Genomic DNA, 20,715 nt, shown 5'->3' on the forward strand with positions numbered 1-20,715 from the left:
CTTACCGCGCGACAGAGAGACATTTTTTCAGTGTAAAATACACAATCATACTTGCACCAATACCATCCAACGCTGAAACAGATGTCAATGTAAAGAGGTTAAATATGTCTGGCGACGTCATTAACCCTATTATACTGCCGCATATCCAAGCCATTGCGCCGGAAATATTAATCGCATCCTGAGATGCACCTCTTTCTGTAAGGCGATTATCACGAATAAAATAGTATTCAACCAGATACACTCCTGCGATGGGGGAGATAAATGCGCCAAGTAGCGAAAGGAAGCTGGTTAAATTATTAATCATTCCGTTTTGAGCCAGCACCAGACCAACAATGGACAAAACGATAATAAGCGTGGGACGTGTTATTATTTTTGTTATGGCTGATAACCCCAATGAAGCAAAAACCAGATTAGCACTATTTGTTGTCCATTGCGCGAATACCAATACCAAGATGGCGGATGAACCTAACCCTACGATAAAAAAAGTATTTACTAAATCATCACTGCCTACCATGTGAGTCAAAAAAAGTGAAAGCAAAATCGTAAAACTATTGCCAAGAAAGAATCCCAACCCAGCGCCGAGAAAAGCATCCTTTCGTGTTTTGGCGTAACGAGCAATATCTGGAGACATCACCGTAGAAACAATCCAGATGGAAACCACATACGAAATGGCTGTACCCATGCTTATGGGAGAAGTAATGATAGACGGATCTGGAGATTGGATATCGACAGCGGCCAATGTCACGCCAGTGATAATGAGTATTACCATCAAGGGTACGCTGATGATACTTAGTTGTGCAAGTGCTCTAAAACCCCAAATAGCGGTGGATGTCATCAACGCCATACCAAATAACAGGATAGGTAATCGGCCTACTTCGAAGCCGTAGGTGAAAAGAGATTTTTGCAATAACACGCTGAAGAAATCGAGTTGAAACGCAAACCATCCCAACAACGATATCGATGTAAGCAGGCCAACCACACCGCCCCCCCAACGGCCAAACACAGCAATGCTCAGTAACGTAGTGGATAATCCGCAACCGTAACCCACATTAGCGCAAAACCCCGCAAGCACGCCTAATAATGCTGAACCGACCAGTGTTGCTATAACAGCTTGCGGGAACGGTAATCCACTGCTAAGAAATACGCCAAAAAACAATCCTGAAATATCAATCCCAATTGCCAACCAAATTAATGCAATCACATACCAACTTTTTCTTGCTTTACCAGGCACGGTTTCGTATTCGTAATCATAGATGTTTAACTTTAGTTGAATCGCGGTTGATATAGTATCTTTTTTTGACATAATCGTCCCATTGACAAATAGTTAATATATAGCACCGTGTGTTTTTATCGTATCAACACCTTGATATCTATTCATAAATCATTAATAACATGAATTTTCCCTGGAGTGGCACTAAATATCAGAATAAGTTCAGACAATAAAGTTTGTTATTTTTCTTTATCTATATGTAGCATAAGGCCTGGTAACGTCTAGTGCTATCATTTTGTTTCGATGTAAACATCGTATAATTATAATGTAATGGACAATATTCCCTATGCGACTAGATAAAATGGAGATCCGTTGGTTGAAACTATTCTGCATAATCGTGGAAAAACGCGGCGTTACCAACGCGCAAAATGCCACAGGTCTTAGTCAACCCGTTTTAAGTCATTATATTTCTCGCTTGGAGGACTCACTCGGCGTTGTACTTTGCGAGCGAGGTCGCGGTGGTTTTGCGCTTACCAGTGAAGGAGACGTTGTCTATCAAGAGGCAAAAGCCGTTACTGCAACCCTTGATGATTTTGCGAACCGCCTCGCGGCCATTAAGCAACAATTAATCGGCACAGTAAAAATTGGCTGTCTGGACAATACCGTCACGCATCCGAGCAACGTGATCTCTCACAGTATCAGGACACTTTATCAAAAAAGTGCAGACGCTAAGGTGATATTAACAATCGGTGACTATGACACGCTTATGGAAAAGTTAATGAATGGCAGCATCGATGTCATGTTAAGCATATTGCCTGATGATATCCCCCCTGATGTATTCTTCCAGCCCGTATTCATTGAACAGAGCTATTTTTATACGATAGCTGAAAACGCAAACCGTATTCAGCAAGAATGGCGCTCCGGTACACTGGACCCGGACATGCTTTTGATCGCAGGGCACGCACTCAATCAGATATCCAAACAATTAGGCCCCATCGCCAAGAAGGGCTTACAACACGTAGCCTGGCACCTCGAGAGCAGTTTATTGCTCCTATTAGCCGGCACCCATATTGGCTACTTACCCGATCACTACGCCGCATCCTGGGTAGAACAGGGTAAATTGACCGCTATTGCTCCTGACGAGTTAAACCTGACCAGCATCTTTTACCTGATTCGCAACGCCAGACAGCGCCTGAGCCCGGTAGCAGAAGCGTTATGGAACAATATCGTGGAGGCAGGAAAAAGCTCATTAGCCAACCTGACGTGACATTTATGCCGCCAACGGTTTGGGATGGCGATCGCTTTTCTTCAGGAGCATGGCCAGATAAACCAACGATACAACGGCAATCAGCACAAACAACACGCGATCGGAATAGGTTTGCATCAACGCTGCCGCCATACTGGGGCCAACAAGGCTGCCGACCGTGTAACTGAGCAGCAATGACTGGTTCATCTCCACCAGTTCTTCATGACGTACCGTTTCGCACGCCCAGGACATTGCCACCGGATACAGAGTAAATCCGGCTCCGCCCAACAAAAACAGCGCGGGAGCCATCACCAGATGCCCAACACTCAGTAGTGCAACGCAGGCAACAATAACGGCAAACACCAGCACGCGTAGCACCAACAAGCGCCCATAGCGATCTGCCATGCGCCCCACCGGCCATTGGCCGACAATACCGGCACCGATCAGCAGCGCCATCCAATAACCCACGTCGGCATCGCTGGTGCCACTGTGGGAAAGATAAAGCGGCATCAGCCCATACAACGACCCCAGGATCACGCCGGAAATCACACAGCCATTGATGCCGAGACGCGCGCTGCGCTTACGCAGCATTTTCCCCACATGGACCGGATGCTCCGGCTGCGTCAGACGCGGTAAACGGGTACACAGCAACGGTAATACGGCAAGCACAATCAGCATTACCATCCAGGGAATAACACTCGCTACAGCGGTTGGTAACAGGCCAACATAGATCTGGCCAACGACGCTTCCCAGATAATAGGCAACCATATAGGCTGCCAGCAATTGACCACGGTGGGAGGATGAGCCACTGCACAACAGCGCACTTTCCACGACAACCCATATCAGCGCGCAGCCTATGCCTGCGACAAAACGCCATACCAGCCAACTGATTACGTCCGTGGAAAACATCAGCCCCAGCGTTGCCAGAGCAAACAGTAAAGCAGCAAGGTAGTAGCTGTGGTTAAACCCATGCCGGAGGATCAAACGCCCAGCCACCAGCGTCCCCAGTAAGTTACCCGCAAAATAGGATGACCCTACCACACCCACCTGCCACACGGAGGCATGCTGATAGTTAAGCCATAACGGAACCAGCGTATTTAGTACAGCGATACAAACCGTGAGCAGCATAAGGCCGCAGAGCAATAACAGCACTGGGCGAGAAAAAGCAGGCATAGTCGGCGTGGGTAACCAATACAACAAGGAAGTGTGTGCGCATCATGCCACTGCGCGATTAAAAGTCAACGTGGGCAAACTCAGGCCGCACGTTTTGTGATAATGGGGTGCCATAATGCAAAAAGCGCCCCGAAAGGCGCTTTTAACAACGGAGCAGCGGCATATTTAGCCGATAAACTCCAACCCGCCCATATAAGGACGCAGCACATCAGGAATGGCGATACGTCCGTCCGCCTGCTGATAGTTTTCCAGCACGGCAACCAGTGTACGCCCGACCGCCAGACCGGAACCGTTCAGCGTATGCACCAGACGCGTTTTCTTGTCACTTTTGTTGCGGCAGCGCGCTTGCATGCGTCGAGCCTGGAAATCCCCCATGTTGGAGCAGGAAGAGATTTCACGGTAGGTGTTCTGCGCTGGCAGCCACACTTCCAGATCGTAAGTTTTAGTTGAGCCAAAGCCCATGTCACCGGTACACAGCAGCACCTTGCGATACGGCAGTTGCAGCAGTTGCAACACGGTTTCCGCGTGCGTCGTCAGCGTTTCCAGCGCATCCATGGAATCTTCCGGGCGCACAATCTGCACCAACTCCACTTTGTCAAACTGGTGCATACGGATAAGGCCACGGGTATCACGACCGTAGGAACCGGCTTCAGAACGGAAACACGGGGTGTGCGCCGTCATTTTGATCGGCAGTGTTTCCTCATCCAGAATTTCATCACGCACCAAATTGGTCAACGGCACTTCCGCTGTCGGGATCAGCGCATAATTGCTGCTTTCTGCTTCTTCATCCAACGGTTTGGTGTGGAACAGGTCTTCACCAAACTTCGGCAACTGACCGGTACCGTACAGCGTGGCATGGTTAACCAAATAAGGCACGTAGGCCTCCTGATAACAGTGCTGTTCGGTATGCAGATCCAGCATAAATTGTGACAGTGCGCGGTGCAGGCGAGCAATCTGCCCTTTCATGACAACGAAACGCGCACCGGTCAATTTGACGCCTGCGGCAAAATCGACGCCTTTAGCCAGTTCGCCTAAATCAACGTGGTCGCGCACAGGGAAATCAAACTGACGCGGTTCACCCCAGCGGCTGATTTCCTGGTTATCGTGCTCATCTTTGCCCAACGGCACGGCGTCATCCGGCATATTCGGAATGGTTAACGCCAGCTCACGAATGGCATTTTGCAACGCATCAAGCTCGGCCTTGGCCGTATCCAGCTTTTCACCCAGGGTATTCACTTCGCGGCGCAACGGTTCGATATCTTCACCACGAGATTTAGCCGCACCGATCTCTTTCGATCGGGAGTTACGCTCTGCTTGCAGACTTTCCGTTTCTACTTGTAGCACTTTGCGGCGTTCTTCTTGTTGACGCAGCGTGTCTACATCCAGTTTAAAACCTCTGCGAGCCAGTAGCTTTTCGGCAACTGCGTCTAGCTCATTACGCAGTAAATTGGGATCGAGCATGCTAATCCTGTTTTAATGTTTTTTGGTGAAATTTTACGTTGCGCGACACCCGTCGCGCGGTAGAAAAGAACCTTATAACCTTACCGCAACGCCTAGTTCAGCGGTAGCGTTTTGTCGGGCTATTTTGATCCTGTGCAGTCAACCAGGCCAGCTTTTCACCAATTTTGGCTTCCAGACCACGTGACGTTGGCAGATAGTAGCGCGTTTGCGCCATCGCTTGCGGGAAATAGTCCTCACCAGCCGCATAGGCATTGGGTTCATCATGGGCGTAGCGGTATTCCGCACCCAGCCCCATCTCTTTCATCAGTTTGGTGGGCGCATTGCGCAAATGCTCCGGCACATCGTAATCCGGTTTCTCTCGGGCATCCTGCATCGCCGCTTTAAAGGCGGTGTAAACCGCATTACTCTTGGGCGCACAGGCCAGGTACACTATCGCTTGCGCAATAGCGCGCTCTCCTTCTGCCGGCCCCACGCGGGTGAAGCAATCCCAGGCGGCGATCGCCACCTGCATTCCCCGCGGATCGGCATTGCCCACGTCCTCGGAGGCGATTGCCAACAGACGCCGTGCAACATAGAGCGGATCGCCACCAGCGGTAATAATGCGTGCATACCAGTACAGGGCGGCATCAGGTGCCGATCCACGCACTGATTTATGCAATGCGGAAATCAGGTCATAGTAGCGGTCGCCTTTGTTATCAAAGCGCGCACTACGCTCGCCCGACACTTCGTGCAGCAATTCGGGCGTCAGCACCCGGTTGCCTTGCGCATCGACCTCGGCCATATCCGCCATCATTTCCAGGCTGTTCAACGCGCGCCGCGCATCGCCATTCACCAGTTCTGCCAGCAATCGCTGCGTCTCTGGCGGCAATACGATGTTCTGCCCGCCAAACCCGCGCGCGCTATCGGTCATTGCCTGCTGCAACACCTGTTCGATATCTTCGGCGGTGAGCGCCTTCAGCAAATAGACGCGCGCACGCGACAGCAGCGCCGAATTAAGCTCAAACGACGGGTTTTCGGTGGTTGCGCCAATGAAGGTGATGGTGCCGTCTTCAATGTGCGGCAGAAAGGCATCCTGCTGACTCTTGTTGAAGCGATGCACTTCATCCACAAACAGGATGGTGCGTCGCCCGGCATCGCGATTCTGCCGCGCACGTTCTATTGCTTCGCGAATCTCTTTAATGCCGGAAGTTACGGCAGAGATCCGCTCCACGTCGGCTTGTCCGTAGTGACCAATCAGTTCTGCCAGCGTGGTTTTTCCGGTACCGGGCGGCCCCCATAGAATCATGGAGTGTAACTGCCCCGCCTCAATCGCTCGCGGCAAGGGCTTACCGGCGCCAAGCAGATGCTGTTGACCGATATATTGCGCCAACGTAGCGGGCCGCATACGAGCGGCAAGCGGCTGAAAGCTATTGTCCGAAAAATCCAGTGACAGGTTACTCACGATGGCCTCACTGCCGTTGATCGTCCAGCGTCACGCCTTTCGGCGGCGTAAACGTGAACTTGCTGCTATCCACAGCACCGTTTTGCTGGTTTTGCAGGGTATAGCTGCTGCGTTGTCCATCCTGCTCCGTCGCGACAAAACTCTTGATGGTACCGCTGGCATTGACGTTGATAGCAAACTGTTTCAAATTGCCTTTGGCTGCTTTCGGCGTTAACTCAAAATCATCCCCTTGCTGGCGCACGTTATACTGACCCCATTCACTGGCATCGTTACGTGTGATAAGCATAAAGGGCGTATTGCCCGTGGCTTCCTTCAACCAGGTCGCTGTTACCTGTTCGACGAACGGGTTATAGAACCACAGCGTCTTGCCATCAGAGATCAGCACGCTTTCATCCGGCGCAGTGGTTTTCCAGTTGAACAGATTTGGCCGCTTCAGCCAGAGCTCCCCCTGACCTTCCTGCACCGCAGTCCCTTCAGCACTAGTGACTTTTTGGGTGAACGTCGCGTGGAAGCTGTTCACTTTATTCAGTCGGCTTTGTAAATCGCTCGCCGCATCGGCATAAACCGCGCTGGACGTCATCCCGGCGATCAGCACGCCTGCCACTAAGCCTGTTCTCATTATTTACATCCTTTGCTGTCGATTCAAAAGACCGCCATCGCGGTCTGACTATCGTACTTTGCACCTGTCGTACTGCACGTCCTACTGCTCGCCGTGCTACCCATAACTATTGCCAGAGAATCACGCGATACGGTAGACGAATTGTCTGTAAATGGCATCAGTCCATGGGGGGCGGTGCCAACACGTCTCGGTTGCCATTATGCCCCGGCGCACTAACAATACCTTGCATTTCCATCTGTTCCACAATGCGTGCGGCACGATTGTAGCCGATGCGGAATTGACGTTGCACGCCAGAAATGGAGGCTCGCCGTTTTTCTACAACAAAGGCCACCGCCTGATCGAACAGCGGATCCAAATCTTCATCACCGCCAAATTCCAGATTACCGCCTTCGCCGTCATCGCTGGCACTGGTGATATTGTCAATGTACTGTGGACGTCCGCGCGCTTTCCAGTCCAGCACCACGGCATGAACTTCCTGATCGCGAAGGAATGCGCCGTGCACACGCACCGGAATGGATGAGTTTGGCGCCATGTACAACATATCCCCCATCCCCAGCAGCGATTCTGCACCGCCCTGATCGAGGATGGTACGCGAATCAATCTTGCTCGACACGGTAAAAGCGATACGCGTCGGGATGTTGGCCTTGATGAGGCCGGTGATAACATCCACAGAAGGCCGCTGCGTCGCCAACACCAGGTGGATACCAGCCGCGCGCGCTTTCTGTGCCAGGCGAGCGATCAGTTCCTCTACCTTTTTGCCAACCGCCATCATCAGATCGGCAAACTCATCCACCATCACCACGATAAAGGGCAATTTCTCCAGCACGGGTGGTGTGGTATCCATGCTGTCACCGGGTTTCCAGAACGGGTCAGGGATCGGACGCCCCATCGCTTCCGCTGCTTTCACCCGCTCGTTGTAGCCTTCCAGATTGCGCACGCCCAATGCCGACATCAGCTTATAGCGACGATCCATTTCACCAACGCACCAACGCAACGCATTCGCCGCATCCTTCATGTCGGTAACCACTTCGGTCAGCAAATGCGGGATACCTTCGTAGACCGACAGCTCCAGCATTTTCGGGTCGATCATGATAAAGCGCACATCTTGCGGCGTCGCCTTGTACAACATGCTGATGATCATGGTGTTCACACCGACAGATTTACCCGAACCGGTGGTCCCGGCCACCAGCAGATGGGGCATACGCGCCAGATCGGCCACTACCGGTTGACCGGCAATGTCTTTACCCAGCACCACCGCCAGCGGCGACGGGTTATCACGAAAGGCCTTGCAATCGAGCACTTCGCGCAGGTGAACCGTGTGACGAAGTTTATTCGGCAGTTCCAGCCCGACATACGGTTTGCCGGGAATAACTTCCACCACGCGTACCGCCACAACCGACAGCGAACGCGCCAAGTCGCGCGACAGATTGGAGATGCGCGCAGCTTTAACGCCGGGGGCCAAATCCAGCTCAAAACGCGTTATCACAGGCCCTGCATCGTAACCCACCACGCTGGCAGTGACACGATAGTCCGCCAGACGCGCTTCAATCAGACGCGCCGTTTGTTCAAGCTCGAAATGGTCAACCGGTACTTCGCTTTCCGGTGGTGCCGTGAGCAGCTCCAACGTCGGCAGCGGTGTAGTTGGCTTTTGCAAAGGCTGATCGTTACGCATCAAGAACGGGTGTATCAGGCTATCCATCAATGACGGCGCAGCATCGTTTTCTGCCTCATCAGCATACGATGAGTGCACCTCATGCTGGGGCTCTGTCACCGGATGTACCGGTGTTGCCGGGCTCTCATCCTCATCAACTGCCGCACGCCATGTCGGCGATGGAGGCTCAGAGGCCGGTTCAGATTCAATGACATCCGCAGGCGATAAGGTAAACAGCGGCGCTTTGGGCGACTCATCGACCAAATCGTTAAACGGTGAGAAAGAGAAAGCAGGTTCATCCGCATCGGCATCCGCAGTGACACCGGCGATAAATGCTGCCGCCGCACTGACTGAGCCCGCCTCTTTTGTGCCTACGGGCTCGACAACCGGCGTTACGTTCGGGCTTTCTGGGTGTGCGCTGGCGTCATAACGCGCCTGTTGCTGCTGAGCAAACGCCTGCGCTAATTGGGCCTGCAACAGCGCCTCTTCATCCTGCTCGCGTTCGGCATAATCCTCACCGTAGCGCTGTTCTTGTTGCTCCAGATAAGCCTGACGCAAGGCAGCCTCTTGAGCGACCCCATCATCGTCAGCATCGTCGGGCGCAACCCTTTCGATCGTTTCAGGCTGGAACTGTACCTGCCGTTGCGCTTCCCGTTCTTGCTCTTCTGCCTGACGCTGCGATGGCAACTTGATGCCATAAGAGGCCAGTTCACGCCGGGTAGGAATACGCACCGGATTCGGACGCGGCAATTCTGGACCCATGCCCTGTTTCACCTGAGGATTATCCTCCCCAGCGGCCGTAAAGGCAGGCATAAAGGGCACCGCATCGCTAGACACTGGCGTGACCGCTGCCACGGTGGGTACACCCAGTTCATGCATCGCGCCCAACGGCGGCGTGCGATCGCGATCGGGTACCCCCAAGGGCGAAAAGACAGGTAACGCGCTATTTTCCGGCACAGCAGCCTGTGGCAACTCAAACGCGTAAAGCGGCGGCAGTGAATCCTGCGCAACGGGATCAGGGCTGACGACCGTTGCTGGCGTGACCAGATTGGCTGCGCTGGGCGAACCCGCTGGATCTGGCATCGTGTCGACCGCAGTCGATTTCTGCATCGGTGCGAGCGGCTCCGTTGGGTCAGTAACGCTCAACGTACTGTTTTGCGCTATGTCATCCGGTGCACGCTCACGTGCAGCCGGTGCCAACAATATATCATCCGCCTCTACGTCTTCTGCTGTTGCCTGCGTTGACGCAGTTAGCGTATCGGGTTGTTCACCCTCGCGATCCAGAGCGTCTTGTGAATCGTCTTCCTCATCACGGTAGCGATCTTCTGCGCGCGAACGGTTAGAGAAGAACGTCAGGCAGCCTAACACCGCTCCGCCGATTTTTTCCGCAATGGTCAGCCATGACCAGCCGGTAAACAGCGTCAAGCCTGCCGCCCACACGCAGAGCAGAATCAACGTGGCACCCATACTGTTGAAGCGCGGCACCATCGAACTGCTCAGCAAACTGCCCAGCACGCCGCCAGAGGCGAAATAGTAGAGATCGTCCACATTGAGCGCGGCGAGACCACAGGAAGTGAGGATCAGCGCCAAGGTACCAATCAGGCGCAAAGAGAGGGTAAACAGATCAACATCGCTCTGATTATCGCGCTGGCGAAAAGCGACCCAGCACAGCGACAACATGATCGGCGGAATGGCATAGGCCAGAACGCCAAAGATGAAAAACAGGGTATCCGCCAGCCAAGCGCCGACGCCACCGCCCAGATTATGAATGGGCTCGTGCCAGGCCGTTTGTGACCAGCTCGGGTCAGACGGGCTGAAACTTAACAGCGCTACGCTCAAATAAACGGCAAATAGCGCGACAACGATTAAAATCGCTTCCAATAAACGACGGCTGCCGCTGAGTTTGTTCAGCGCCACGTCTTTGTCTTCGGTGTATTCCTGGCTCAAGCGTCTCTCCAGGGGTCCTGTTCATGTTCATGACAAAACGCCGAGGCGAACTCGGCGCTGTGACTGTATATATTCACATGAGTGTAGCTGAAATTAGCGGGCTTTGCACCCCTGCGTTTAGCGCGTTCTGATCACCAGACGATTGCTCTGTTTTACTTCTTCCATCACCACATAGGTACGGGTATCGTTCACACCCGGCAAGCGCAGCAAGGTTTCACCCAGCAACTTACGGTATGCGGACATATCCGGCACGCGTGTTTTCAGCAGATAGTCGAAATCCCCGGAGACCAAATGGCACTCCTGAATTTCTTCCAGTTTCTGCACAGCGGTGTTGAACTGCTCAAAAACATCAGGCGCACCGCGGTTCAGGGTAATCTCCACAAACACCAGCAGTGAAGCGTCGAGGTAATGCGGGTTCAGCAATGCGGTATAGCCATTGATAAAGCCCTGACGCTCCAGGCGGCGCACGCGTTCCAGACACGGTGTAGGTGAAAGCCCTACACGCTTGGAAAGTTCAACGTTAGAGATTCGGCCGTCTTTTTGTAGTTCATTCAGGATATTGCGATCGATGCGATCAAGATCTTTTCCCGGTCGTTTTTTCGTGTCTACCATTCTTATTGTCTCTCTTCACTACGTCCTTGCCCTTGCTACACTCCGACCCACATCAATGTATCAGAGCAGCCCTAAAAGAAGACGCGCTGTCTATTTTGTATATCAAGGGTCGCTTTACGTCACTCTCCTTTCACCGCCACGTCGCACCGCGATGTCATCCCTGCGTTCACAACACCCTGTCTGTCCTGTTATAAATGCACCATCAGCGGGTCGCACGGTAAAAGCCACAACATAAAGAAAAACCGAGCTTTCAACCATTCACATACAAATAGTTTCCTCTTCCTTAGATGTTTTCGCAAAACGGTAGCCGATTGTCAAAGCAAAACAATGAAAATCAGAAGAAACTGCCAAATAAAACCCTACTGTACGCTCGGTAAGACCATTTTCAATCATTTCGCTAATAAATGACGCTGTGTTATCAGTGAATTGTATGGGTTATCGGCACAACCGATTAAACAAATAGGTAACAATTTTGCTGCCTACTTTTTTTAGTCTGGTAATTTCCTTACAATCGGCGTTAAGTAGACCGTTGCAAAAAAGAGGAACACATGGGTACCGTCAAGCACCACAAGCTATTGATTTTAGGTTCTGGCCCTGCGGGCTATACTGCTGCGGTGTACGCCGCGCGCGCCAACCTGCATCCGGTGTTGATTACCGGTATGGAAAAAGGCGGGCAGTTGACGACCACGACGGAAGTGGAAAACTGGCCAGGTGACGCGGAAGGTCTTACCGGGCCGTTGCTGATGGACCGCATGCACGCTCATGCTGAAAAGTTCAACACCGAGATCATTTTCGATCACATTCAGCGCGTTGATTTGCAACAGCGTCCGTTTCGTCTGTTTGGCGACAGCGAAGAATATACCTGTGATGCCCTGATTGTGGCGACCGGAGCCTCCGCACGTTATATCGGTCTGCCTTCCGAAGAGGCCTTTAAAGGCAAGGGCGTGTCTGCCTGCGCCACCTGTGACGGTTTCTTTTACCGCAACCAGCGCGTTGCGGTAGTCGGTGGCGGCAATACGGCGGTAGAAGAAGCACTTTATCTGTCCAACATTGCGCAGCAAGTTCATTTAATCCACCGTCGTGACAGCTTTCGCGCAGAGAAAATCCTGATCGATCGTCTGATGGAAAAAGTGCAAAACGGCAATATTGTGTTGCACACCGATCGTACGCTGGACGAAGTGCTGGGCGATGACATGGGCGTAACCGGCGTTCGCATTCGCGACACCCGGACAGATGAGAGCGAAGAACTGGCGCTGGCTGGCGTATTTATCGCCATCGGCCACAGCCCAAACACCGCCATTTTTGACGGCCAACTGGCGCTGGAAAACGGCTACATCAAGGTTCAATCCGGTATCCACGGCAACGCCACACAGACCAGCATCCCTGGCGTGTTTGCCGCAGGCGACGTTATGGATCATATCTACCGTCAGGCCATTACCTCGGCAGGCACCGGTTGCATGGCCGCGTTGGACGCAGAGCGCTATCTGGATGGCCTCGCTACCCGATAATCTGCTGCCCTCCTCCCCTTATTCAGATCGTCCCCCCTGAATAAGGGGATTTTTTTGGCTCCCTTTTTGGGAAAATTGATCTCTCCCCGCTTTTTCTCCCTGCTTTTGGTTTGCACCTGCACTTTAGCGCGGTAACATGAGGCCACGCTGAATACCCACCTGCTTTTTGTTAGATAACAGTTACATAAAGGTTGGATTTTTGGGTGTTCCCCCTCTTTATAGCGCAGCCCGGTACTCTATGAAACAGACTCGACAGCAACAACTTGCACGCTGGCTAAAACAACAGAGCAAACTGGCACAACGCTGGCTCCGCCTCTCTTTACTGCTGGGGATGGTAAGCGGCCTTCTGATCGTGGCACAGGCATGGGTGTTGGCAACATTGCTCCACGCCTTGATTATTGAACACCAACCCCGTCAGACACTCGTCAGTGCGTTTATGCTGCTGATTGGTTTGTTCGCCGCACGCGCGCTTACTCACTTTCTGCGCGAGCAGGTAGGCTTTCGCTGTGGCGAGGCGGTGCGGCGACAAATTCGCCATCAGGTGCTAGAAAAATTACAGCGACTGGGCCCTGCCTGGGTACTGGGAAAACCGGCTGGCAGTTGGGCAACGCTGATTGTAGAACAAGTCGAAGACATGCAGGATTACTATGCGCGCTATCTGCCACAAATGTATCTTGCAGCCTTGATTCCCCTGCTGATTCTGGCCGCCGTGTTTCCCATCAACTGGGCGGCGGCGCTCATTTTGCTGGTTACTGCCCCGCTGATCCCGCTGTTTATGGCGCTGGTCGGTATGGGGGCCGCCGATGCCAACCGCCGCAACTTTCTGGCACTGGCACGACTGAGCGGCCACTTTCTCGATCGGTTGCGCGGCATGGAAACGTTGCGACTGTTCCATCGCGGCGCGGCCGAAGTGGATGACATTCGTCGGGCATCGGAAGATTTTCGCAGTCGCACCATGGAAGTGTTGCGCATGGCGTTTCTTTCCTCCGGCGTACTGGAGTTTTTTGCGTCTATCTCCATCGCGGTGGTCGCGGTCTATTTCGGCTTTTCTTACCTTGGCGAGCTGAATTTCGGCCATTATGGCACCGGCGTCACCCTGTTTGCTGGCTTTCTGGTCTTGATTCTCGCTCCCGAATTTTTCCAGCCGTTGCGCGATCTGGGCACGTTTTATCACGCGAAAGCACAGGCCGTCGGTGCAGCAGAATCGCTGGTAAGCTTTCTGACTGCTGAAGTGGAGGAAGTCGGACTCGGCACACAACCTTTTGACGCAACAACCATTGCCATTCGGGCGGACCAACTAGTGGTGTTGTCGCCCACTGGCGCGGCGTTAACTGAGCCACTGACCTTTACGCTCGAACCGGGACAGCGGGTGGCGCTGGTCGGCGTCAGCGGTGCCGGAAAAAGTTCGCTGCTTAACGTACTGCTCGGTTTTTTACCCTATCGTGGCTCGCTGTGTATCAACGGGCAGGAACTGCATTCACTGGATGCCACCGCATGGCGTAAACACATCAGTTGGTTAGGGCAAAATCCACACTTACCGGAAGAAACGCTGCGCAGCAATATTCTGTTGGGAAACCCGCAAGCCACTGAGAACGCATTGCAACAGGCGGTAGAACAGGCTTACGTGCACGAGTTTCTTCCCCAGTTGCCGCAGGGGCTTGATACCGTGGTGGGCGATGGCGCAGCGCGACTCTCTGTTGGACAAGCGCAGCGCGTTGCCGTTGCGCGGACATTATTAAAGCACTCGCAGTTGCTTCTGCTGGATGAACCAACGGCCAGTCTGGATTCACACAGTGAACAGCGCGTGATGCACGCCTTGGAAAACGCCACACGCCAGCAAGCCACCTTGCTGGTGACGCATCGTCTTGATGACACCCGCCATTACGATTGCATATGGGTGATGGAGAAAGGACAACTGGCGCAGCAAGGTGACTACGACACGCTACGTCAACAGTCAGGGCCATTTGCTGACCTTCTGGCACAGCGTCAGGGAGCTTACTAATATGTCGCAGAATAGTTCGTTGCAGGTACTCAAACCCTTTCTCCTGCTGTATCGTCGCCACATTTGGCGGCTGAGCATCGGCGTAGTGCTCGCCATTATCACATTATTGGCAAGTATTGGGCTGCTGACACTCTCCGGCTGGTTTCTGGCGGGAGCGTCACTGGCGGGCCTTGCCGGTTTGATGACGTTTAATTATATGTTGCCTGCGGCGGGCGTGCGCGGTGCGGCGATCCTGCGTACTGCCGGGCGTTATGCCGAGCGTCTGGTGAGCCATGACGCCACCTTCCGCGTGTTGCAACATCTGCGCGTGTTTACCTTTTCGCGCACGCTTCCACTTTCACCGGGGGGGCTCGCCCGGTTTCGTCAGGCCGACCTGCTCAACCGTCTGGTTGCCGATGTTGACACGCTCGACCACCTTTATTTGCGCGTGATATCGCCGTTGGTCAGCGCGCTAGTGGTGATATTGGTAGTCACTTACGGACTGAGCTGGCTGGACAGCTCATTGGCATTGACCCTCGGCAGCATTATGTTGCTGCTCTTAGCCCTACTCCCGCCGGTGTTCTATCGTGCGGGTAAACCGATTGGCACCCATCTTACGCTGCTGCGCTCGCGTTATCGCACGCAGTTGACCACCTGGCTGCAAGGGCAGGCCGAATTAACCCTGTTTGGCGCACAGACAGCCTGTCGCCACCAGCTCGCCGACACGGAACAGGCCTGGCTGACGCAACAGCAGCGACAGGCGCGCCTGTCGGGCCTGTCGCAGGCACTGATGCTGCTCTGCACCGGTTTTACCGTGACCGCCATTCTCTGGCTGGCAGCCGCCGGGATTGGCGGTGATACGCAACCGGGGGCGTTGATTGCCCTGTTTGTATTCGCCGCACTGGCAGCGTTCGAGGCGTTAGGTCCGGTTGCTGGCGCGTTTCAACACATGGGCCAGGTGATCGCATCAGCCACGCGCGTTGACCAGATTCTGCGTCAGCAGCCTGCGGTGGTATTCACAACGGTCACGCCATCTTCAGCCGTAACCCCAACGGCAACGCTGTCATTGCAGCAGGTCAGTTTCACCTATCCCGGCCAACCTCTGCCGGTATTGCAGGACATTACGCTGAATATCGCGCCAGGCGAACACATTGCACTGCTGGGGCGTACCGGATGTGGCAAATCTACGCTATTGCAATTACTGACTCGCGCCTGGGACAGCGATGCAGGCGGCATTACCCTGAACGGCCTGCCACTCACACAGTGGAGTGAACCGGCGCTGCGCGGCATGATGAGCGTGGTGCCACAGCGGATACATATTTTTAGCGCTACACTGCGCGACAATCTGCTACTGGCTGCACCGCAGGCCAGCGATGCTCAACTGAGCCAACAACTGGAACAGGTAGGATTAGGCAATCTGCTGGACACGCCAGAGGGCCTCAATGCCTGGATCGGTGAAGGCGGACGCCAACTCTCTGGCGGGGAACAGCGCCGCCTGGGACTGGCTCGCGCCTTACTCCACCCTGCCCCCTTGGTATTGCTGGATGAACCGACTGAAGGGCTGGATGCCGATACCGAGCAGAAAATTCTGCATCTACTGCGTGAACACACCCACGGTAAAACGGTTATCATAATTACCCATCGCTTGCACGATCTGGCGTCTCTGGATCGTATTTGCGTACTGGATAATGGCCGCCTGGTTGAGCAGGGTCGCCACGTCGATCTGCTGGCAGCACGCGGCCGCTATTGGCAGTTCCATCAACACGCCACCCGGCAGGCATGATGCAGCTATTTCAACTGTCCCCCAATACCACGTTTTTTCCTCCGGTGGAAAAAGCGTTGGCCGACCCCAACGGCTTATTGGCCTTTGGCGGAGACCTTTCACCTGACCGATTGCTGGCGGCGTATCGAGGCGGTATTTTTCCCTGGTACTCGCCCGGCGATCCCATTCTGTGGTGGTCTCCCGATCCACGCGCTGTATTGCAGCCTGAAGCGCTCCATATCAGCCGTAGCCTGCACAAGTTCATGCGCAAACAGCCTTTTCACATCACGCTTAACTGTGCGTTCGCTGCGGTGACACAGGCCTGTGCACATACGCGTCAGGAAGGAACCTGGATCAGCCCAGAGATGATTACCGCTTATTGCGCACTGCATGAGCAAGGGCATGCGCACTCCATCGAAGTCTGGCATAACGATGAACTGGTGGGTGGACTGTACGGTATTGCGCAAGGAAAGCTATTTTGCGGCGAATCGATGTTCAGCACCCGCGATAATGCCTCTAAATGCGCGCTGGTTGCCCTCATCACGCATTTTGTGCGCTGCGGTGGGCAGATGCTCGACTGTCAGGTGCTAAACGCTCACACGGCGTCTCTCGGTGCCACAGAGGTATCGCGTGCGGCGTATCTGACAACACTACGTGCCCTGCAGGACGCCCCTGTCGCGGCGTTCTGTTGGCAGCCACAAGTACTACCACTGTCCCCAATGAGGGAAAGATAAGCGTGCTCATACGCCCTGCTTATCCGAAAGTTGCTGCTGAGATCATCAACGCTCCTTTACTTAAGGCCGGTTTTTCGGCATTATCGTGCCCGTTAAAAAAGTTAAGGTAGTTAACCCTAGAGGATTCGATGGCCAAAGAAGACAATATTGAAATGCAAGGCACCGTGCTTGATACACTGCCTAACACCATGTTCCGCGTTGAGTTGGAAAACGGACACGTGGTTACCGCTCATATCTCCGGTAAAATGCGTAAAAACTATATCCGCATCCTGACGGGTGACAAAGTCACTGTAGAGCTGACCCCGTACGACCTGAGTAAAGGCCGCATTGTCTTCCGTAGCCGTTAATCGGTTCACCTGTCGCTAGCGCTGCGACACCTGAGGATGTACCCGCCTTATGTGCCCTTCCCTGTTCAGGTAAGGGCTTTTGCTTTTTGGTACGGATTGCGCGTGGTCATACTCACCATAACCAAGCCAAAAAAAAGCAGTGCTTTCGCACTGCTTTTTTTTATCGCTCAGTGACACACTCAGTGCACCGTACCTTCCGTTTTTAGCTTTTGCGCACTGTGGAAGCTGTAGGTCAACGTCTTGGTCGCGCTATCCAGTTCAACCTTAACCGAGCCGCCATTCACCAACGATCCAAACAACAGTTCGTTTGCCAGCGGTTTTTTGAGGTTTTCCTGTATCACACGCACCATTGGCCGCGCGCCCATCGCTTTGTCATAGCCTTTATCCGCCAGCCAGTTGCGGGCATCTTCGCTGACTTCCAGCGACACGCCTTTGGCGTCCAACTGCGCTTGCAGTTCCACGACGAACTTATCCACCACCTGCTGAATAATCTGCGCTGACAGATGGTTAAACCAGATGATGCCGTCGAGGCGGTTGCGGAATTCCGGCGTGAAGATCTTTTTAATCTCTTCCATCGCATCGCTGCTGTTGTCCTGTTGAATCAGGCCAATCGATTTGCGCTGGGTCTCTTGCACGCCTGCATTGGTGGTCATGACGACAATCACGTTGCGGAAATCCGCCTTGCGACCGTTATTGTCGGTCAGCGTACCATTATCCATCACCTGCAACAGCAGGTTGAAGACATCCGGGTGCGCTTTTTCAATTTCATCGAGCAGCAGCACCGAATGCGGATGCTTGATCACCGCATCCGTCAACAATCCGCCCTGGTCGAAACCCACGTAGCCCGGAGGTGCACCGATCAGGCGGCTTACGGTGTGGCGCTCCATGTATTCCGACATATCAAAGCGCAGAAGTTCAATGTCCATCGCCTTGGCCAGTTGCACGGTGACTTCAGTTTTCCCAACCCCGGTCGGCCCGGCAAACAGGAAAGAGCCGACAGGTTTGCGCTCACTGCCCAAACCGGCGCGGCTCATCTTGATAGCCTCACTCAGCGCTTCGATGGCTTTATCCTGACCGAACACCAACATTTTCAGGCGATCGCTCAGGTTTTTCAGCACATCGCGATCGCTGGCTGACACGGTTTTCTCTGGGATACGGGCGATACGCGCTACCACCGATTCAATATCTGAAACGTTGACCGTTTTTTTGCGTTTACTGGCAGGCATCAGGCGACTACGCGCGCCCGCTTCATCGATCACATCGATAGCTTTGTCCGGCAGATGGCGATCGTTGATGTATTTAACCGACAGTTCAACGGCGGCGCGCACTGCTTTGGCCGTGTAACGCACGTCATGGTGAGCTTCATATTTCGGCTTGAGCCCATTAATGATTTGTACGGTCTCTTCGACGCTTGGCTCGGTAATATCAATTTTCTGGAAACGACGCGCCAGCGCACGGTCTTTTTCAAAAATAGTGCTGAATTCCTGATACGTGGTAGAGCCGATAACCCGAATCTTGCCGCTGGAGAGCAGCGGTTTAATCAGATTGGCCGCATCGACCTGTCCACCGGAAGCCGCGCCCGCACCAATGATGGTATGGATTTCATCAATAAACAGGATGCTGCTCTGATCCTGTTCCAACTGTTTGAGCAGCGCTTTGAAACGTTTTTCAAAATCACCGCGATATTTGGTGCCCGCCAGCAACGAACCGATATCCAGGGAATAGAGCGTGCAACCGGCCATCACTTCCGGTACGTCACCTTGGACGATGCGCCAGGCCAAACCTTCCGCAATGGCCGTTTTCCCTACGCCAGATTCACCGACCAGCAGAGGATTGTTTTTGCGCCGCCGGCACAGCACCTGAATGGTGCGCTCCAGCTCTTTTTCACGGCCAATCAACGGGTCAATACCGCCAACGCGCGCCAATTGATTGAGGTTAGTGGTGAAGTTTTCTATGCGATCCTCCCCACCTACCGGCTCTTCATTGACAGGGTTTTCCGAGCTTGGTGCCTGGCCCGGTTCTTCTTTACGGGTGCCGTGGGAAATGAAGTTCACCACATCGAGCCGGCTCACATCATGCTTACGCAGCAGGTAAGCCGCCTGCGATTCCTGCTCGCTGAAGATCGCCACCAGCACGTTGGCACCAGAGACTTCACTGCGACCAGAGGACTGAACGTGGAACACGGCTCGTTGCAATACGCGCTGAAAACTCAACGTCGGTTGCGTTTCACGTTCTTCATTATTTTGCGGTAACGTCGCGGTGGTCTGTTCGATGAACGTTTCCAGCTCCTGGCGCAGTGCAGCCAAATCCACCGAGCATGCTTCCAACGCTTCGCGCGCCGCTGGGTTGCTGAGCAACGCCAGTAGCAAATGCTCCACGGTCATAAACTCGTGGCGGCGCTCACGCGCTCTGGCGAAAGCCATGTTGAGACTGAGTTCCAGTTCTTGATTAAGCATAGGCGCCTCCCCACAATAAATTACCTGATATCAGGCCCTTTCCAGCGTACAGAGCAACGGGTGCTCATTTTCCCTTGCATAGCGATTCACTTGCACCGTCTTGGTTTCAGCCACATCGGCACTGAAAACACCACAGACAGCCTTCCCTTCATAGTGAACCGTCAGCATAAGTTGCGTTGCGCGTTCAATATCATAAGAAAAGAACTTTTGCAGAACGTCAATAACAAATTCCATCGGGGTGTAATCATCATTGTTTAAAATCACGTTATACATCGATGGCGGTTGCAGTTTTTGCTGCTGTTTTTCCAGCAGAACGCTGTCAGAATGCGTCCAGGGACGACTCTCCATACGTATCTCCGACGTTGCATCAACGTGAGTAGCCTGCCCCCACATATTTTCAATCCCCACACTGCGGTTACTCATTATTCATCCATCTTCATTAATGCGATACCAGACTGAGAGTCCCACATCAGTCATTTACTCTATTTTATCACCTGCACGCGCGCTGTGTTGCCAAGAAGCAAGAAATCGTCCGCGGATATCATCGGTAACAGCACACGTATTGAA

15 protein-coding genes are annotated in these 20,715 nt (G+C 53.4%); 6 read left to right on the forward strand and 9 right to left on the reverse strand.

The window, feature by feature from the left end:
• Position 1: 1 nt before the first annotated feature.
• Positions 2-1,303, reverse strand: coding sequence for a cytosine permease (locus K6K13_RS12345; RefSeq protein WP_222157307.1), 1,302 nt, complete (start codon positions 1,301-1,303; stop codon positions 2-4).
• 253 nt (positions 1,304-1,556) lie between these two features.
• Here K6K13_RS12345 and K6K13_RS12350 point away from each other — a divergent pair, with 253 nt between their 5' ends.
• The gene (locus tag K6K13_RS12350; protein WP_222157308.1) at positions 1,557-2,477 is read left to right on the forward strand and encodes a LysR family transcriptional regulator; all 921 of its coding nucleotides are present in this window, start codon (positions 1,557-1,559) and stop codon (positions 2,475-2,477) included.
• A 3-nt stretch (positions 2,478-2,480) separates the two neighbouring features.
• Here the strand turns inward: K6K13_RS12350 and K6K13_RS12355 are convergent, their stop codons facing one another.
• The 6 genes from K6K13_RS12355 to lrp all read right to left on the reverse strand — a co-directional run bounded on the left by K6K13_RS12355 (position 2,481) and on the right by lrp (position 11,360).
• The gene (locus tag K6K13_RS12355) at positions 2,481-3,629 is read right to left on the reverse strand and encodes an MFS transporter (protein WP_222157309.1); all 1,149 of its coding nucleotides are present in this window, start codon (positions 3,627-3,629) and stop codon (positions 2,481-2,483) included.
• 165 nt (positions 3,630-3,794) lie between these two features.
• Positions 3,795-5,090, reverse strand: coding sequence for a serine--tRNA ligase (gene serS / locus K6K13_RS12360; RefSeq protein ID WP_222157310.1), 1,296 nt, complete (start codon positions 5,088-5,090; stop codon positions 3,795-3,797).
• Between the two features lie 97 nt (positions 5,091-5,187).
• Positions 5,188-6,531: a replication-associated recombination protein A gene (locus K6K13_RS12365; protein ID WP_222157311.1), complete on the reverse strand. Its 1,344-nt coding sequence runs from the start codon at positions 6,529-6,531 to the stop codon at positions 5,188-5,190.
• Positions 6,532-6,538: 7 nt separating this feature from the next.
• Positions 6,539-7,150: an outer membrane lipoprotein periplasmic chaperone LolA gene (gene lolA, locus K6K13_RS12370; protein WP_222157312.1), complete on the reverse strand. Its 612-nt coding sequence runs from the start codon at positions 7,148-7,150 to the stop codon at positions 6,539-6,541.
• A gap of 157 nt (positions 7,151-7,307) precedes the next feature.
• Positions 7,308-10,748: a DNA translocase FtsK 4TM domain-containing protein gene (locus K6K13_RS12375; RefSeq protein WP_222157313.1), complete on the reverse strand. Its 3,441-nt coding sequence runs from the start codon at positions 10,746-10,748 to the stop codon at positions 7,308-7,310.
• Between the two features lie 117 nt (positions 10,749-10,865).
• The gene (gene lrp, locus K6K13_RS12380; protein ID WP_196906846.1) at positions 10,866-11,360 is read right to left on the reverse strand and encodes a leucine-responsive transcriptional regulator Lrp; all 495 of its coding nucleotides are present in this window, start codon (positions 11,358-11,360) and stop codon (positions 10,866-10,868) included.
• Between the two features lie 548 nt (positions 11,361-11,908).
• Between lrp and trxB the strand changes: the two genes are divergently transcribed.
• From trxB to infA, 5 genes are all read left to right on the forward strand, one after another.
• On the forward strand, positions 11,909-12,868 hold the full coding sequence (gene trxB / locus K6K13_RS12385) for a thioredoxin-disulfide reductase (protein WP_222157314.1): 960 nt from the start codon (positions 11,909-11,911) through the stop codon (positions 12,866-12,868).
• 238 nt (positions 12,869-13,106) lie between these two features.
• The gene (gene cydD / locus K6K13_RS12390) at positions 13,107-14,870 is read left to right on the forward strand and encodes a heme ABC transporter permease/ATP-binding protein CydD (RefSeq protein ID WP_222157315.1); all 1,764 of its coding nucleotides are present in this window, start codon (positions 13,107-13,109) and stop codon (positions 14,868-14,870) included.
• Between the two features lie 19 nt (positions 14,871-14,889).
• A complete protein-coding gene (gene cydC / locus K6K13_RS12395) occupies positions 14,890-16,632 on the forward strand; it encodes a heme ABC transporter ATP-binding protein/permease CydC (protein ID WP_222161070.1) in 1,743 nt (580 codons plus the stop codon).
• Entirely contained in the window at positions 16,632-17,345 is a 714-nt protein-coding gene (aat, locus tag K6K13_RS12400; protein WP_222161071.1) for a leucyl/phenylalanyl-tRNA--protein transferase, read from the forward strand. The genes cydC and aat overlap by 1 nt, the downstream gene beginning before the upstream one ends.
• Positions 17,346-17,473: 128 nt before the next feature.
• Positions 17,474-17,692, forward strand: coding sequence for a translation initiation factor IF-1 (gene infA / locus K6K13_RS12405; RefSeq protein ID WP_002211347.1), 219 nt, complete (start codon positions 17,474-17,476; stop codon positions 17,690-17,692).
• 179 nt (positions 17,693-17,871) lie between these two features.
• Here the strand turns inward: infA and clpA are convergent, their stop codons facing one another.
• Both clpA and clpS read right to left on the reverse strand, forming a co-directional pair.
• Entirely contained in the window at positions 17,872-20,148 is a 2,277-nt protein-coding gene (gene clpA, locus K6K13_RS12410) for an ATP-dependent Clp protease ATP-binding subunit ClpA (protein ID WP_222157316.1), read from the reverse strand.
• Positions 20,149-20,178: 30 nt separating this feature from the next.
• Positions 20,179-20,496, reverse strand: coding sequence for an ATP-dependent Clp protease adapter ClpS (clpS, locus tag K6K13_RS12415; protein WP_196906873.1), 318 nt, complete (start codon positions 20,494-20,496; stop codon positions 20,179-20,181).
• Positions 20,497-20,715: the final 219 nt, after the last annotated feature.

This window comes from Symbiopectobacterium purcellii, from assembly GCF_019797845.1.
Taxonomy (GTDB): Bacteria; Pseudomonadota; Gammaproteobacteria; order Enterobacterales; family Enterobacteriaceae; genus Symbiopectobacterium; species Symbiopectobacterium purcellii.

Bases quoted from the DNA above. Each gene is read 5' to 3' on its own strand.
- K6K13_RS12345 (WP_222157307.1), bottom strand. From the start codon at position 1,303: ATGTCAAAAAAAGATACTATATCAACCGCGATTCAACTAAAGTTAAAC.
- K6K13_RS12350 (WP_222157308.1), top strand. From the start codon at position 1,557: ATGCGACTAGATAAAATGGAGATCCGTTGGTTGAAACTATTCTGCATA.
- K6K13_RS12355 (WP_222157309.1), bottom strand. From the start codon at position 3,629: ATGCCTGCTTTTTCTCGCCCAGTGCTGTTATTGCTCTGCGGCCTTATG.
- serS (WP_222157310.1), bottom strand. From the start codon at position 5,090: ATGCTCGATCCCAATTTACTGCGTAATGAGCTAGACGCAGTTGCCGAA.
- lolA (WP_222157312.1), bottom strand. From the start codon at position 7,150: ATGAGAACAGGCTTAGTGGCAGGCGTGCTGATCGCCGGGATGACGTCC.
- lrp (WP_196906846.1), bottom strand. From the start codon at position 11,360: ATGGTAGACACGAAAAAACGACCGGGAAAAGATCTTGATCGCATCGAT.
- trxB (WP_222157314.1), top strand. From the start codon at position 11,909: ATGGGTACCGTCAAGCACCACAAGCTATTGATTTTAGGTTCTGGCCCT.
- cydD (WP_222157315.1), top strand. From the start codon at position 13,107: ATGAAACAGACTCGACAGCAACAACTTGCACGCTGGCTAAAACAACAG.
- aat (WP_222161071.1), top strand. From the start codon at position 16,632: ATGCAGCTATTTCAACTGTCCCCCAATACCACGTTTTTTCCTCCGGTG.
- infA (WP_002211347.1), top strand. From the start codon at position 17,474: ATGGCCAAAGAAGACAATATTGAAATGCAAGGCACCGTGCTTGATACA.
- clpA (WP_222157316.1), bottom strand. From the start codon at position 20,148: ATGCTTAATCAAGAACTGGAACTCAGTCTCAACATGGCTTTCGCCAGA.
- clpS (WP_196906873.1), bottom strand. From the start codon at position 20,496: ATGGAGAGTCGTCCCTGGACGCATTCTGACAGCGTTCTGCTGGAAAAA.